We start from the raw sequence: 14,676 nt of genomic DNA, 5'->3' as shown, positions 1-14,676 counted from the left end.
ACCTACATGGTGAGCTTTTTTTTTACGGAGTGAAAATGATCGTAAAACTTAATGGTAAAGATGCTGAACTGACCGCAAGCATGACTGTTCTAGAACTCCTTGAATCGAAAAATCTTGTACCCGAGACAGTAGTCATTGAGCTGAACATGGAAATCATACCTGCTGAAAATTACGGCACAACCGAAATAAACGACGGGGACCACCTCGAAATACTGCGCTTTGTAGGCGGAGGCTGATTAAAATGAGCAATGATATCTTTAAATTGGGCGGCGTTGAATTTAATAGCCGTCTGCTTACCGGAACAGGTAAATACGCTGATGATTCCGTAATCCCGGATGTCTGTGAAGCTTCCGGCTCCCAGATCATTACCGTGGCGCTGCGCCGGGTTGATCTTGAAGCGGAAACCGGAAACGTTATGGACTTCATCCCCAAAAACATGCAGCTCCTACCCAATACTTCCGGAGCTCGCACCGCCGATGAAGCTGTACGAATCGCCCATCTTGCCAAGGCCATGGGTTGCGGAAACTGGATTAAGATCGAAGTCATTTCTGATAACAAATACCTGCTGCCCGACGGTTACGAAACCGCCAAGGCGACCGAGATCCTCGCTAAAGAAGGATTTGTGGTTCTGCCGTACGTAAACGCGGACCTGTATATCGCCCGTTCACTGGTCGATGCCGGCGCCGCAGCCGTAATGCCCCTTGGCGCTCCCATCGGTTCCAACCGGGGACTCAAAACCCGTGAGATGATCCGCATCCTGATTGATGAAATTGAGCTGCCTATCATCGTTGATGCCGGGATAGGCCGCCCCTCCGAAGCCTGCGAGGCTATGGAAATGGGAGCTGACGCCTGTCTGGTAAACACCGCAATCGCCACCGCAAGTGACCCAGCTCTCATGGGCAAAGCTTTCAGCCGCGCAGTAAAAGCCGGTCGTGAAGCATACCTCTCCGGTCCCGGAGCAAAACACAGCCATGCCAAGGCATCCTCACCCCTTACCGGATTCCTGCACCAAGGATAAATAAAATGAGCTTCTATCCCATCTGCGCCGAATACAACGACGCCCCCCTTGCCGAGCAATTCGGCTCCGTAACTGAACACGATGTCAGGCGCGCCCTTAACAAGACAACTCTCGGCCCGGAAGATTTCCTTGCCCTGTTAAGCCCTGCGGCGATCCCCCTGCTGGAAGAAATGGCGGCCAAAGCCAGCCAGCTCACTTTGCAGAATTTCGGCAGGACCATCCAACTTTTCACCCCGCTTTATATGGCAAATTTCTGTACAAACAGATGCGTATACTGCGGCTTCAACACTAAAAATAACATACCCCGTTCACAGCTCGGCCCCGCTGAACTGGAAGCGGAAGCAAAAGCCATCGCCGCAACCGGACTTAAGCAACTACTTATACTGACCGGTGACGCACGCGCTAAATCATCTCCTGAATACATTGAATCCGCAGTGAAAATTCTGCGCAGACATTTTCCATCCGTTGCCATTGAAATCTATGCCATGACCGAAGAAGAATATTCCCGGCTGGTAGAGGTCGGTGTGGACGGGATGACCATGTTTCAGGAAACTTACAATGAAGAGCTTTATCCGACCCTGCACCCTTCAGGCCCCAAGCACGATTACCGCTTCCGTCTCGATGCACCGGAACGGGCCTGCAAGGCAGGAATGCGCGTGGTCAACATCGGCGCCCTGCTCGGACTTGACGAATGGCGGCATGACGCACTGAAAACAGGCATCCACGCCGCCTACCTGCAAAACAATTATCCTGAAGTCGACATTGCAGTTTCCCTGCCGCGCATCCGCACACATGTGGGCGATGCTTTTACGCCCAAATCACTGGTAAATGATACCGCACTTGTCCAGAACATGCTGGCCCTGCGTATTTTCCTGCCCCGCTGCGGAATTACTGTTTCCACCCGTGAAGCACCCGATTTCCGCGAGAACATCCTTCCGCTTGGTGTAACCCGCATGTCAGCGGGAGTTTGCACCGAAGTCGGCGGTCACGCAGATGAAGAGGAACAGGAGAAAGTAGGCCAGTTCGATATCAGCGATGGTCGCAGTGTTGATGAAATGTGTGAAATGCTGCGCAACCACGGCTATCAGCCTGTCTTCAAAGACTGGCATCCCCTGCAGGAAGCATCGTGAACCACGCTGAGCAAGGCATAGCAAAATATCTCGGTGAGGACTGTTTGCGCTACCTGCAAACGGTCCGCATCGGTATTGCCGGAGCCGGGGGTTTAGGCTCCAACTGCGCCGTGCATCTGGTCCGCAGCGGCTTCAAAAATTTCGTCATTGCTGATTTTGACCGCATTGAGAAGTCCAACCTTAACCGCCAGTTCTACTTCATAAACCAACTGGGCCGCAGCAAGGTTGATGCTCTGTGTGAAAATCTGAAGTCCATCAACCCGAACCTCGACATCACTACTAATACTACTGCTGTAACTCGCGAAAACGTGCACGATATATTTGACGGTTGCGATGTGATAGTCGAGGCTTTTGATGACGCCGCTGCCAAAAAAGCACTGGTGGAAAGTTTCCTGCCCACGGGCAAGCTGCTGATAACAGCTTCCGGCATGGGCGGAGCGGGCAACTCTGATGAAATCAAAACCCGCAAGGTCCGAGACAACTTTTACATTGTCGGTGATATGAAAACCGAGTGCAACGCCGAGACCCCGCCATTTTCGCCTAGAGTTGCAATCTGTGCGGCAAAACAGGCAGATATTGTTCTCGATTATTACCTGAAAAAATTCCACGAAACCAATTAAGGAAACGAACAATGAGCGAAACAAAAATCACCCGCAAAAACATACTCGATACTGATATTTACTGCTTAACCGCCCTCAAATTTTCTAAAAACCGCTCTAATGTTGAAGTGGTCAAAGCCATGCTCGATAGCGGTATCAAGCTGATTCAGTACCGTGAAAAAGAGATTAAATCCGGGCAGAAATACGAAGAATGCATGGAAATACGCCGCATGACCCGTGAAGCCGGAGCCGCCTTCATCGTCAACGACGACATTGATCTCGCTATGATGGTCGGAGCAGACGGCATCCACATCGGTCAGGAAGATTTTCCGGTAGAGGCAGTACGGAAGCTGATTGGTGAGGAAATGGCAATCGGCCTTTCCACCCACACTCCCGAGGAGGCCCTCGCCGCAGTTGAAGCAGGCGTGGATTACATCGGAGTAGGTCCCATTTTCAAAACCTACACCAAAGAAGATGTGGTTGATCCGGTCGGCTTTGAATACCTCGACTGGGTGGTCAAAAATATTGATATCCCCTTCGTAGCCATCGGCGGCATAAAAGAACACAATATCGCGGAAGTAATGAACCGGGGAGCAAAATGCGTGGCTCTGGTCACAGAAATTGTCGGAGCCGACGACATTGGCGGCACGATTAAAAAACTTCGTGCGGCAATTCCTAAATAAATTTCAATTCGGAACCCAAAAGACATCACCCCTGAACCGAAATATAAGTAAGCTCAGGTTCAGGGGTGACGGGTGGAGGAGAAATGTTCAAACAAAAAGAATGGATATTCACCGGAAAATCGGGAAAAGAATATCACTTCGGAATATTTGCCAAAACCCGTCCTATCCCTGAATACGGCGGCATCTACATTCTTTCCTACACCCACCCGCGCGGACACAGGTCCGGCTTTCAAGTCAATATGCTCTATGCCGGGGCGGCTGAAAATTTCAAAGAAATCCTTGCCGATCCCCCGAAACAGGATTGTCTGTGGGAAGGGAATTGGAACTGCATTTATCTACTCAAGTTCCCTGATCAGACCGAAAAAAATCATGTGCTTGCAGATTTAATCGCGGGCAATGATATTTCCTGCCAATAAAAAAACCGCCACAACCTCGAATGAGTGCGGCGGTTTCACGTTTCAAATCTCCAAAAATCTAAAGAACATTCCAAGGCATTTCAGCAATAGGACGGTAATCCTCTTCCTGCGCTTTAATGTCCAGATGAACAAGGCCAAGCGGTGCTACACGCGGATCGGGCTGATCGGTAAGTTCTCGAGTATCGATGGTTACAAAATAATGCTTGCAGTTATCGCAGACATCGACCCGCTCGTTTTGACGTTCTTCAGCCTGAAGATAACGCAGTTTTTCATGATCTTCATTTTCGCACCACGGGCAGGTGTTGCGCTTAAAGCGCCATTCATGACCGCAGCATGAACAATGCAGCCAGCGCTGACCTCCGTGTGATTTCAAATAGGCGTTGTCGTCGCCGGATTTACGGAGCAGAGCAAGATCGGGAAAAGTACCGCAGACCGGACAATAGCCTTTGTGCCAGGCCATACTCGCAATTGCCGCGGCTGCCTTTGGCTCCATGGCGACCATGAAAGGTTTCAGCGCCAAAGTGCCGATAAAAGCCAGAATCTGACCAGAGACTTTCCATTTATCAAATAATTTATGCAGCTGTTTCTCTTTCTCAAACCAAAGGAATTTGGCTAAATTATCAAAATCATCCGCAACCTCAGCAACTTGCCTGATGTCATCAACCTGAGCGGAAATAGCGGGAAGCCCCTCAGCTATTGCATCCACCATAAGCATAAAAACTTCACGGTACTTAGCACCAAACTGAGGTAGATCCATATCCGTCATCAGCGGTACCCCCTGCTCGAAACGGGGTGCATAAGCCTCTGGTAAAACATAGCCGTCCCAGTCGAGAAGCAGATCGTCAGCCTTCTCCAAAGCCACAACCAGCGGCCCGAAGGCATCGAAAATATTCTCAAGGGCAGGCATTTTCTTACGTAAAGCCAGTAATCCCGCCTGCACATCATGTTTCTTCTTATTACCCATTAATCATGCTCCTGAAATATTTGATGCGCTACGCGCTATTTTCGAAAGATTTCGCCTTTGGCGACCCTGCCGGGAGCCTTAAACCCTTTTCCAAAAGGGTTTAAGGCTCCCAAAACGTTTTATTCTGCTTCGCGTCCGGTAACGAAAGTCTGTAGAAATTTGTTTTATTTTAATTCAACCCCATTTCATCATCCCCAACGGCGAAGCCCTACTAAAAAGTTTTGAAGGGATGGGGTCTGGGGAAGGGAAACTTTTCCCAAAAGTTTCCCTTCCCCAGCCGCCGGAGGCAACTAATTATCCAAACAAGCGTTTTGCAGGTTTGGTGAGATTAGCGAGGAACTCTTTGCGGGTTACGCCGTTGCCGACGCCTGAGGCATCCGCGGTAACGTACTCGTAATAGAGTTCAGGTTTATTCATAACCAGATAGATGACGTTTACTTCGTCAGCATCGATTATTGCAGCTTCGGGATACTCTTTTTTAACCTTGGTCAAGGTCTTTTCAGCAAGTTCGAGCATCTCTTCACGATCACCGAAGTTCATGGTTCCCGTGGGGCAGGTCTTGACGCAAACAGGAATCAGACCGGCCTGAACCCGATCAATACACATATCGCATTTGCTCATCAAACCGGTTCCGGAATTTCGACGCGGGATATTGTAGGGACACGCGTCTGTCATTTCAACACATTCATCAGCGCCAAGTCGCTTGGTCTGATCAGTGAAGATTACCGCTCCGGTATCTTCGTCCTTTATGACCGCGCCAGTTACGTATGAATCGGCAATGTCCTTACAGGGAGGAACTTCGCAGTGACGGCACTGGTCGGGGAAGAAATACCACTCGACCTTGCCGTTGATGCGGTGCTCACTGAATCGGACAAGTTTATAGGTGAAGGGATTCAGATCAGGTGGATTCTGATGCGAACCGCGTTGTTTTGTTTTTACTGCGGGCAGACCATGCCATTCCTTACAGGCAACCTGGCAACCGCGGCAAGCCGTACATCTTGAGGTATCGACAAAGAATGCTTTAGGCATGTTTTACTCCTTGGTTGCGGGTTATTCTTCGATCTCGGTGAGTTTTTTCGCTTTGCGAACATTCACCAGAGAGGCCTTGAATTCAGGAATAGTGGTATTCGGGTCACCAACTGACGGGGTAAGACGGTTGGTGGAGTCACCACAGCCACGGGTTGTCCAGCCAAAACAGAAAGGCATACCTACTTCGTGGACGGTATCACCTTTTATCTCGAATGGAGTCATACGCACGGTAACCATGGCAATAGCTTCAACCTTGCCGCGGATACTTTCCACAATGACACCGTCACCATTTTCGATACCTTTTTCCTTAGCCAGCTCGGGACTCATTTCCACATAAAGCTGAGGCTCCGCTTCCAGCAGGACAGCGGTATTTCTGGTATCTCCACCACCGCACCAGTGTTCGGTGAGGCTGTAGGTGGTAAGTACAATGGGGAAACGTTTATCAGCAGGGTCAGCCAGTTTATCCATATCACTGTCGGTGAATTTGTAGACCGGGCTGCTAAGCTGGCTTGAGAACGGATGCCGTGTGATGGGAGTTTCCACCGGCTCGTAATGCTCGGGGAAAGGACCGTCCTGACGGCCGGGACCGTAAAGCTGACCGTGACCTTCCTTACGCATGATGAAAGGATAGCGTCCCTTTCCGGTTGCCATCGGAGGCCAGCCGCCATCGGGCACATCACCTATCCACTTGGAACCGTCCCATTCAATGACAGCCTTTTCAGGAGCGTAAGGCTTACCATTAAGGTCTACGGATGCGCGGTTATAGAGGATGCGCCGGTTGACAGGCCAGCACCATGCATAGTTGGGATACAGATTGATCTTCGCCTGCATTGGTGTCTGTTTCAGACTACGGATTTTGGCTTTATTGCCTGCTTCCTCAGTGTAACTGCCTGCGTACAGCCAGTTCAGGGAAGAGGTAGCGCCGTCATCCGTAAGGGCTACAAATGAAGGAACCTGCTGGCCCTTTTTGTATTTTTTACCCTTGAATTCAACGTCCTTGGTAAAACGACCGTTGATGCGCTGGGCGACATCCTCGGCATCATAGTAGGCAGGCCAGTCCAGACTGAGCAGAGCTTCGGGATATACACCGTTCTCTTTATCGTAGAGACGGCGGACATGGTTGATGATATCCACGTACATTTCACCCATGCTCTTTGATTCACCCATCGGGCGACATGCTTCGTAATGCCAGAGCAGCCAGCGCCCGGAGGAGCTGATTGAACCGGCTTTTTCCGCACGCTGAGCAGACGGCAGCATGAAGACTTCAGTCTTATTACTGGTCGGGTCAACACCGGGACGGTGCCAGTTCTCAGAAGTCTCGGTATGGTGAATCTCGCCCACGACCAGCCAGTCGAGGTTATCGAGAGCCTTACGGACCTTGTTGGAGTTGGGAACACTCATGGCCGGGTTGGTTCCGAATGCGAATCCGCCCCGGATCTCACCACGATACATGCGGTCGAAGATGAAGAGGTATGAGTAATCTTCACCGTCATCGGCCTTGGGCAGCATCTGATAGCCGAAGCCGTTATCAGCCGTGGCATTCTCGCCACGCCATCCCTTAAGCAATGAAGCCATATACTTGGGTTTGTGCTGCCACCAGTTTGCACTCTGCGGGTCATGTGAGACCGGGGTTGTGGCTTTGGTGTACTCTTCAAACGATCCCATGCTGGCTTTGGGCATGGGCAGGTAACCGGGCAGGATATGCCAGAGAATACAGTGATCGGTAGAACCCTGTACGTTCGGCTCACCGCGCAGGGCGTTAATTCCGCCGCCCGCGACACCTATATTACCTAAAAGAAGCTGCAGGATTGCGCTGGAACGGATGTTCTGTACGCCGACCGTGTGCTGAGTCCAGCCCAGTGCGTACATAATCGTTCCGGCTTTATCACGCTTACCCGTGGCACTGTATTCCTTATAGACCTTGAGCAGGTTATCCTTTGATACACCTGTGGTCTTGGAAACTTTGGAAAGGGAATAGCGGGAATAATGCTTCTTAAGCTGCTGAAATACGCAGCGGGAATGTTTCAGGGATTCATCACGCTTGGGAACGCCGTCTTTATCCAGCTCAAAAGCCCACTGGGATTTGTCGTACTTACGGGATTTCTCGTCATAGCCGGAAAACAATCCGCGAGAGAATTTGAAATCCTTACCGACGATGAAGGCAGCGTTAGTGTAATTGGCGACATATTCCTTGAAATAAAGGTCATTCTCAAGGACATAATTGATCATACCGCCCATGAAAGCGATATCAGTACCGGACCTGAGAGGTACATGGAAATCACATCTCGCGGAGGTTCGTGAGAATTTTGGGTCAACATGCATAACCTTGGCGCCTTTGTCCTTGGCCCGCAATACCCATTTAAAGGAGATAGGATGGTGCTCAGCGGCGTTACTACCTATGATAAGGATAGAATCCGCGTTTTCGATATCGCACCAGTGGTTGGTCATCGCACCGCGCCCGAACGACTCTGCCAGAGCCGCAACTGTTGCGCTGTGTCAGATACGTGCCTGGTGATCAAAATGCACCAGGCCGAGGCCGCGCACCCCCTGATGGACGACTGCACACTCCTCATTATCCATCTGTGATGTACCCAGATGAAAAATTGATTCTACACGGTTGACTTCCTGGCCCTTATCATTGAACCGTTTGAAGTCTGCATCACGTGTTTCCTTAACGCGCCGGGCGATGCGGTCCAGCACCCAATCCCAGCTTTTTTCTTCCCACTCAGTGCCGTAAGGGGCACGATAAAGCGGCTTTTCAATGCGGTGGTGGCTGTTATGCATGGAAAGCATAGCCGCACCCTTAGCACAAAGCGCACCTTCACTTACCGGATAATCAGGATCACCCTCGGTGCTGACGATCTTGCCATCCTTCACATGAGCGATGAAATGACAGCTGACTGAACAGAACGGACAAATGGAAATAACTTCCTTTGCGCCCTTGATCTTAAGCCCGGCGGCATAAGCCTGCGTCGGGGAAAGATCGAGTCCCAGCTGGCTCATACCGATACTTGCAACACTTACGCCCGCAAGTTTCATGAACCCTCGCCGTGAAATATTCATGGAACCTCCACAGTTTAAGTCAGACCTCAAAATCCGCAAAAAGCCTGACAATTTCATTGATTATCCCATAGAATCCCACCTCCAAAATAAAGTCAATAATTGCAATGTGTTAGATTTAACACATATAAACCAATTTTTGAGCGAAAGCGGACCTGAACCACCTGAAACATGTCCGCCCTACCAGATAAATTACATTTGGATGCGGGAGAATAGCCTTGAATCGCGGTGGTTCAAAGCATCTCCCCTTAAACTATTTTAACTGGAGGACAGCATGAAATCGCTTAAAAATTATCGGATGGAACCAAGACCGCGCAGTGAGCTGACAGCAGGACAGGTGCTTTACGGTGAAACTGAACCGGCAGAGATGCAGATTGAAAATCTATGGAAAATCGTGGACCGCAGAACAGGTGAGGAACTGGCCGTGCCAAGGCCTGATTTCGCCGAATTCTCAACCGGTGACCGCATGTACCCTTCCATGATGAAACCGGAAGTCAAATGCAGATGGGACCGAAAAAATAATGAGTGGGAAGAATCCAAAGCCATGCACGCAAAGCTTAAACGTATGATCCACGCTAAGTTCATGGAAGAAAATCCCGATCTTCCTGTGGTGCAGAAATTGAAAAAAACAACGTATGGATTTGAAGTTAATAACGAATATAAAAAACATATCGGAGGTCCCAAGACCAGAATAAAGCCCGGAACACCCCAGACAGGAACAGGTCAGTCAATTCGCGATGAGATGCAGCGTGATAATGTGAGCATCGAAGAAATAGGCGACGAAGTGCTCCAATTCCTGACCCCCGAAACTGAAAGCCCATACGCAGTACTGGCCGTGAACCGCGATGACAATCTCAGAATCGAAGATAAAATCCTCGTATCAGAGCAGTCCAGCCACGTTCTGGAATACCAGTACGATGAAGATGGTCGGCTTCAGTCCGTCCGTTATTGTGGCGAGCCCGTTGAAGTATATCGTTACAACAGATTGGGCCAGCGCGTGTTCTCGCAAATAGCAGGTGGTGAGAAGCAGGAATACAGGTACAACGATCTCGGCCAATTGATCCGTGCCGGAGCAACAGCCTATTCATATGATGCCGATGGCGACCTGTCCGAAAAAAATTCCCCCGAAGGTATAACCAGCTACGAATATCTGGAAACCGGGCAACTCTGCGAAGTACATCTGCCGGATGGAACAGACATCGAATACCGCTTCGATGAACGCGGCTTCAGGACTGCCAAATACGTCAACGGTCAGCTGATACAGCGCTACATTTGGAAAGATCTGACCACCCTTGCGGCGGTTGAAGATGCGGGAGGTCTCAGCAGATTTCATTACAATGAACACGGTCGCTGCATGGGGATGGTCCGTAATGATCAGGTATTCCTCTTCGCAACGGATCAATCAGGCAGCATTTTTACTATTGCCGATTCATCAGGAAACAGTGTACAGGAAGTCCTATACGATTCTTTCGGAAGAAGGATAAAGGACAGCGCCCCTGAATATGACACGGCGCTAGGTTTTGCCGGCGGCTTGTACGATCCCGATACCGGCCTGATCCACTTCGGGTTCCGTGAGTACGACCCTACCATCGGCAGATTCATATCTCCCGATCCGCTTGGCTACGCCGGCGGCGATGTTGATCTGTACGGCTACTGCCTCGATGATCCGATTAACTTCGTTGACCGGCTGGGGTTGAGTGAGACCAGTGAGGCGAGTGAGGAGGATTCGGGATCGGAGGACAAAAACCGTTCCATTACCGGCATGGATATGCGCAAGGAACGTCAAGCTCTAAAAGAGAAGGCAGAAAAACAGAGCCCTGAATCTAAAGCAGAATCATCTGATACTGAGAAAGAAGAGAAAGGAGCTTTGGAAAGAATTTCCGACGGAGTAGGCAAAGCTGTAACTGAAGGCGGAAAAGCGGCGTTGGAAGCTGTTTCTAAAGCGGGTGAAGCTATTGCAGATGACCCAAGAATATGGGGTACAGCAACAGGAGCGGCATTACTGCCAGCTGCAATCGCAGGGGGCACACTTAGTGGTGAAGCAGCTTTGTCAGCAGGAGCAGCGGGTGCCAGACGCGCCGCCCCATATCTGGAAAAAGGAGTTGGCAAGCTCAGCAAAGCAGTAAAACGCGGCAAAGATTTTGTTAAGGATGTGGGCAGAAAAGCTGACATCGATATACGGACAAGTAAGATTGGGACAAAGTACCAATTAGACCTTGAAAAGGTCGGTGAGGCAGCTACAGGACTTATCGACAATCAACCCCCTTCTCCAACTCTAGGAGGAGCAGTAAGCGCGGGCAAATACTTAATTGAGAAAACAGCTAAATCGAAAAAGACCCATGAAAAAAAATAGAAAGGGAAAACGAGAAAATGAAACAGCAAAAGGCGGAGCCGACAGACTCACCTTAATTTTGGCAGGCTGGGCTTTTTTCTTTTCTGGAGTGCTGACCCCTATTACTGGAGGAGGAAAATATAAAGGTTTTGAAGTATATAACTTTGTTGGGTATATACAATTCGTTATCGGATCCATCATACTAATTTATTTATGGAGAACAAGAAAAGAAGAATCATTCAGTTCTGATAAAGATCATGAGACAGAAGAAACCATCTGCCCAAAATGCCAAAAAGTATACATGGCAGGGAAAGCACCAGCCAATGCAGCATGTGACTCATGTGGTGCTAAATTGGAACCTCTCGAAGGATTTTACGAGCGGCATCCAGAATTAAAAGAAACCCCGGAAGACTACCCCCAGCACGAAGAAGATTAACCATAACCCCGGACCTCGGTTCGGGGTTTTTATTATCCCCCTTCGCACAACCGCCTCGCCCCCACACCAAAGCACCCTTGCCGATTCATCAGGAAACAGTGTACAGGAAGTCCTATACGATTCTTTCGGAAGAAGGATAAAGGACAGCGCCCCCGAATATGACACGGCGCTAGGTTTTGCCGGCGGCTTGTACGATCCCGATACCGGCCTGATCCACTTCGGGTTCCGTGAGTACGACCCTACCATCGGCAGATTCATCTCACCCGATCCGCTTGGCTACGCCGGCGGCGATGTTGATCTGTACGGCTATTGCCTCGATGATCCGATTAACTTCGTTGACCGGCTGGGGTTGAGTGAGACCAGTGAGGCGAGTGAGGAGGACGAAGAGGAATCTACTAATGACAAAGAGAAGAAAGATTCACAAGACGAAAAAAACAACGAGCAAAAATCTAAGAAAAATGATCAAGATACCAAAGATGATTCGCAGGATGGTTCGTATGCAGTAGGGGCTGGCGTTGATCTTTCCGGTTTTGGTGGTGAGGTAGGAGTAAGCGGTAAACTGGCATATTTCGATAAAGAGAATGCCGCTCTTCTTGTCGAAGGTAGGGTTGGAGCGTCAAATGATAGTGGCATAGGGCTGAATGTCAGTGCTGAAAAATCAACAGCCCAAAATGCAGAAGAAATGGAAGGAAGCGGGACTTATGCACGAGGCGGGTTGAACATCCCCGGCAAAAAAGTGAATGCCGGGTATACTAAAAATTTTAGCAAGACCAGCAACTCTACAGCAGTAGATGTAGGAGTCGGGCTTAAAACTTCCAAGTACGGGCTACCTGTAACCAATACCGGGAAGACTTACACGAAGACACTCGTTAAATTTAATCCGCCTTTTGACGAGTATGCAGAGCAAGTCGATAAAAATCTGGCACGAATCAATAAGGGCAGAAAAGCTAAACCAAGCATTCCTCCCAGAACAAGCGTCAGGTGGTAATCAATTTCGGGGGAGCACTGAGCTCCCCCGTATTTAACTTAAGGTAAGGGAATGTTCGAAACAAAACTGTTTCATCATGGCATATTTGGTTTTGTGATGGCTTGGTTTTTTTTTACTTTGATCGGTATTGCTAAGTCTAATTTGTTTCCGTTGTATTGGTCTCCCGTGGCTGTTGTAATCTTGTATTTGTCATTTAAATTCAATGGCCTTGTTCATGTAGTTGATGATGAGGGGGTAATTATAAAATTTTCGTATCTAAAGAAAAGAATAAAATTCAGCGAAATTGAGGAAATTAAAACCTCAGACATCATTGATTTCTATTGTCCCAAAGATGTTCTGGGGTTTTATATGCGGACAATTTCGAATAGAAGATACGTGGTGTTGTACGAGAAAGACTCAAATAGCTATAAAACAATCAAAGAAACTGTCGAGTCTTTAAAGACATAAAACTCTATGAAACCAGATTATGGCACTAATTAAATTATACAACCACGTCGCATTATTAATGACGGCTATCTTCATTCTGACAGGAATCTACATGCTAACAACAGGAACTGCCTTTGGACTGTGGTTTATTCTTGGTAGCTGTATTTTTTTGTTGATGTCCATATATAGCGGAGTTGTTCTCGCGGAATACGAAAACGAAGTGATAACGCTTCAATTCAGTATTTTTAAGTTCAAGGTCCCCATTGAGAAAGTAAAAAGCGTTAAGAAAAATTATATCCTTGACCTTATCTGTGCTAAGAACTTCAATTCATTTTATCTTTCAAGTTCAAAATGGGGATGTGTCGTTAAATACGCGGCTGAAAAAAAATACTACGAAAAAATAATACTCGCTCATGCTAAAAATTAATACTCCCAGCTCAAAAGGAGATTTCATGCCTCCACATCTGTCATGATTTCATAAGTCACTATCTACAAAGTTTAATGGTACGATGGATCGAGTTCAACACCTGATCGGCGATACGCACTGGACTTCTGTTGGGGCGCATAGAGAAAATTTTGCAAAACAGAATGCCTGGTGGCTTCATCACCAGCGGTTTTGTTGTCATTGATCCTGAAGTCACTAGACAAATTGATATAATAATCCGGCGCTAGATTTTTCCGGAGGCCTGTACGATCCCGATACCGGCCTGATCCACTTCGGGTTCCGTGAGTACGACCCTACCATCGGCAGATTCATCTCACCCGATCCGCTTGGCTACGCCGGCGGCGATGTTGATCTGTACGGCTATTGCCTAGATGATCCGATTAACTTCGTTGACCGGGATGGGCTTAAAGGCCGCAGTGAAAAAGAAGATGATGGGGATTCGGAATCGGAGGAGCAGGAATCAAATAGCAAACTAGCCGGTGCTGACAACTCCAGCCCTGCACCAATTAAGAAAAAGATTGCTGGTGCGGATCGGGAAGCCCGTGAAACGCAGAAAAAAAAGGAATCTAAGTTAACCTTGGGAGACCTCGGTGAGGCTGCATGGGATGGAGCCAAAAAGGGAGTATGGCCAGGAGCTGCTTACGGTAGCACTTTAGGCCCATGGGGGACTGCTGCAGGAGCAGTCACAGGGGCATTTGCCGGAGGATCTGTGGGAATGCTTTACAAAGTGGGCGGACGAGCAATTTCTGAGTCAACAGGAATTAGCGAAGAAGATCAAAAGCGTTTACGTGAACTTATGGAAAAATCAAATAAAAATTTTAAAACACCACAGAAAAAGTAATGACATACTTAATATACTCTGTTGCAGAAATAGTTTTTATTGCAGTTTTAACTTTTATTTTATCAAAAATGACAACGTCGATTATATGTAAAAAATGTAATCAAAACTTCGGAGCAATCCCTAAAAGGACGATAGTTATTGTAACTTTTTGCATATTTACCCAAATGTCCTTTGTTAATATTTTTATTTATGGCAAGGGACTTTCATTTATGTGTTATCTTGCTGGAGCGACATTCATTTATTCTCTCTTCAAAAAAGAAGAATACAGATGTCCTAACTGTAAGACAATAAATCAACTACTAAAATAAC

Annotated in this window: 14 protein-coding genes and 1 pseudogene; 12 read left to right on the top strand and 3 right to left on the bottom strand. The window is 48.3% G+C overall.

Annotation, left to right across the window (positions count from 1 at the left end; all coding sequences use genetic code 11):
• Positions 1-35 precede the first annotated feature (35 nt).
• The 6 genes from thiS to ACKU35_RS09745 all read left to right on the top strand — a co-directional run bounded on the left by thiS (position 36) and on the right by ACKU35_RS09745 (position 3,846).
• Positions 36-236, top strand: a complete 201-nt coding sequence (gene thiS, locus ACKU35_RS09770; protein WP_319759036.1) for a sulfur carrier protein ThiS — start codon at positions 36-38, stop codon at positions 234-236.
• Between the two features lie 5 nt (positions 237-241).
• A complete protein-coding gene (locus ACKU35_RS09765; RefSeq protein WP_319759035.1) occupies positions 242-1,018 on the top strand; it encodes a thiazole synthase in 777 nt (258 codons plus the stop codon).
• Between the two features lie 5 nt (positions 1,019-1,023).
• Positions 1,024-2,148 (top strand): 2-iminoacetate synthase ThiH, encoded by a 1,125-nt coding sequence (gene thiH / locus ACKU35_RS09760; RefSeq protein WP_319759034.1) that lies wholly within the window; start codon positions 1,024-1,026, stop codon positions 2,146-2,148.
• Positions 2,145-2,768, top strand: coding sequence for a sulfur carrier protein ThiS adenylyltransferase ThiF (gene thiF / locus ACKU35_RS09755; RefSeq protein ID WP_319759033.1), 624 nt, complete (start codon positions 2,145-2,147; stop codon positions 2,766-2,768). Before thiH ends, thiF begins: the two co-directional genes overlap by 4 nt.
• 11 nt (positions 2,769-2,779) lie before the next feature.
• Positions 2,780-3,430 carry a thiamine phosphate synthase gene (gene thiE / locus ACKU35_RS09750; RefSeq protein ID WP_319759032.1) on the top strand — a complete coding sequence of 217 codons (651 nt, stop codon included), beginning with the start codon at positions 2,780-2,782 and terminating at the stop codon, positions 3,428-3,430.
• A gap of 83 nt (positions 3,431-3,513) precedes the next feature.
• The gene (locus ACKU35_RS09745; RefSeq protein ID WP_319759031.1) at positions 3,514-3,846 is read left to right on the top strand and encodes a hypothetical protein; all 333 of its coding nucleotides are present in this window, start codon (positions 3,514-3,516) and stop codon (positions 3,844-3,846) included.
• 58 nt (positions 3,847-3,904) lie between these two features.
• On the opposite strand, the gene ACKU35_RS09740 is transcribed toward ACKU35_RS09745, so the two are convergent.
• The 3 genes from ACKU35_RS09740 to fdnG all read right to left on the bottom strand — a co-directional run bounded on the left by ACKU35_RS09740 (position 3,905) and on the right by fdnG (position 8,902).
• The gene (locus tag ACKU35_RS09740) at positions 3,905-4,810 is read right to left on the bottom strand and encodes a formate dehydrogenase accessory protein FdhE (protein ID WP_319759030.1); all 906 of its coding nucleotides are present in this window, start codon (positions 4,808-4,810) and stop codon (positions 3,905-3,907) included.
• A gap of 294 nt (positions 4,811-5,104) precedes the next feature.
• Positions 5,105-5,839, bottom strand: a complete 735-nt coding sequence (locus ACKU35_RS09735) for a 4Fe-4S dicluster domain-containing protein (RefSeq protein WP_319759029.1) — start codon at positions 5,837-5,839, stop codon at positions 5,105-5,107.
• 21 nt (positions 5,840-5,860) lie between these two features.
• A complete protein-coding gene (fdnG, locus tag ACKU35_RS09730) occupies positions 5,861-8,902 on the bottom strand; it encodes a formate dehydrogenase-N subunit alpha (protein ID WP_319759028.1) in 3,042 nt (1,013 codons plus the stop codon).
• Between the two features lie 271 nt (positions 8,903-9,173).
• Between fdnG and ACKU35_RS09725 the strand changes: the two genes are divergently transcribed.
• The 6 genes and pseudogenes from ACKU35_RS09725 to ACKU35_RS09700 all read left to right on the top strand — a co-directional run bounded on the left by ACKU35_RS09725 (position 9,174) and on the right by ACKU35_RS09700 (position 14,367).
• Positions 9,174-11,252: an RHS repeat-associated core domain-containing protein gene (locus tag ACKU35_RS09725; protein ID WP_319759027.1), complete on the top strand. Its 2,079-nt coding sequence runs from the start codon at positions 9,174-9,176 to the stop codon at positions 11,250-11,252.
• Positions 11,239-11,667, top strand: coding sequence for a hypothetical protein (locus tag ACKU35_RS09720; RefSeq protein WP_319759026.1), 429 nt, complete (start codon positions 11,239-11,241; stop codon positions 11,665-11,667). Before ACKU35_RS09725 ends, ACKU35_RS09720 begins: the two co-directional genes overlap by 14 nt.
• Complete coding sequence (locus ACKU35_RS09715) at positions 11,663-12,655, top strand: RHS repeat-associated core domain-containing protein (protein ID WP_319765381.1); 993 nt, start codon at positions 11,663-11,665, stop codon at positions 12,653-12,655. The genes ACKU35_RS09720 and ACKU35_RS09715 overlap by 5 nt, the downstream gene beginning before the upstream one ends.
• Positions 12,656-13,193: 538 nt before the next feature.
• On the top strand, positions 13,194-13,508 hold the full coding sequence (locus ACKU35_RS09710) for a hypothetical protein (RefSeq protein WP_319759025.1): 315 nt from the start codon (positions 13,194-13,196) through the stop codon (positions 13,506-13,508).
• Between the two features lie 250 nt (positions 13,509-13,758).
• Positions 13,759-13,920 (top strand): annotated as a pseudogene (locus ACKU35_RS09705) (RHS repeat-associated core domain-containing protein); the annotation flags it as partial.
• A 315-nt stretch (positions 13,921-14,235) separates the two neighbouring features.
• Positions 14,236-14,367 (top strand): hypothetical protein, encoded by a 132-nt coding sequence (locus ACKU35_RS09700; RefSeq protein ID WP_319759024.1) that lies wholly within the window; start codon positions 14,236-14,238, stop codon positions 14,365-14,367.
• Positions 14,368-14,676: the final 309 nt, after the last annotated feature.

Origin of the sequence: Maridesulfovibrio sp. (assembly GCF_963676065.1) — a bacterium.
In the GTDB taxonomy this organism is placed as follows: domain Bacteria; phylum Desulfobacterota; class Desulfovibrionia; order Desulfovibrionales; family Desulfovibrionaceae; genus Maridesulfovibrio.
This window is presented reverse-complemented; position numbering and strand designations above follow the sequence as displayed.

Bases quoted from the DNA above. Each gene is read 5' to 3' on its own strand.
- ACKU35_RS09725 (WP_319759027.1), top strand. From the start codon at position 9,174: ATGAAATCGCTTAAAAATTATCGGATGGAACCAAGACCGCGCAGTGAG.
- thiS (WP_319759036.1), top strand. From the start codon at position 36: ATGATCGTAAAACTTAATGGTAAAGATGCTGAACTGACCGCAAGCATG.
- ACKU35_RS09765 (WP_319759035.1), top strand. From the start codon at position 242: ATGAGCAATGATATCTTTAAATTGGGCGGCGTTGAATTTAATAGCCGT.
- ACKU35_RS09745 (WP_319759031.1), top strand. From the start codon at position 3,514: ATGTTCAAACAAAAAGAATGGATATTCACCGGAAAATCGGGAAAAGAA.
- thiE (WP_319759032.1), top strand. From the start codon at position 2,780: ATGAGCGAAACAAAAATCACCCGCAAAAACATACTCGATACTGATATT.
- ACKU35_RS09735 (WP_319759029.1), bottom strand. From the start codon at position 5,839: ATGCCTAAAGCATTCTTTGTCGATACCTCAAGATGTACGGCTTGCCGC.
- ACKU35_RS09720 (WP_319759026.1), top strand. From the start codon at position 11,239: ATGAAAAAAAATAGAAAGGGAAAACGAGAAAATGAAACAGCAAAAGGC.
- thiH (WP_319759034.1), top strand. From the start codon at position 1,024: ATGAGCTTCTATCCCATCTGCGCCGAATACAACGACGCCCCCCTTGCC.
- ACKU35_RS09710 (WP_319759025.1), top strand. From the start codon at position 13,194: ATGCTAACAACAGGAACTGCCTTTGGACTGTGGTTTATTCTTGGTAGC.
- ACKU35_RS09740 (WP_319759030.1), bottom strand. From the start codon at position 4,810: ATGGGTAATAAGAAGAAACATGATGTGCAGGCGGGATTACTGGCTTTA.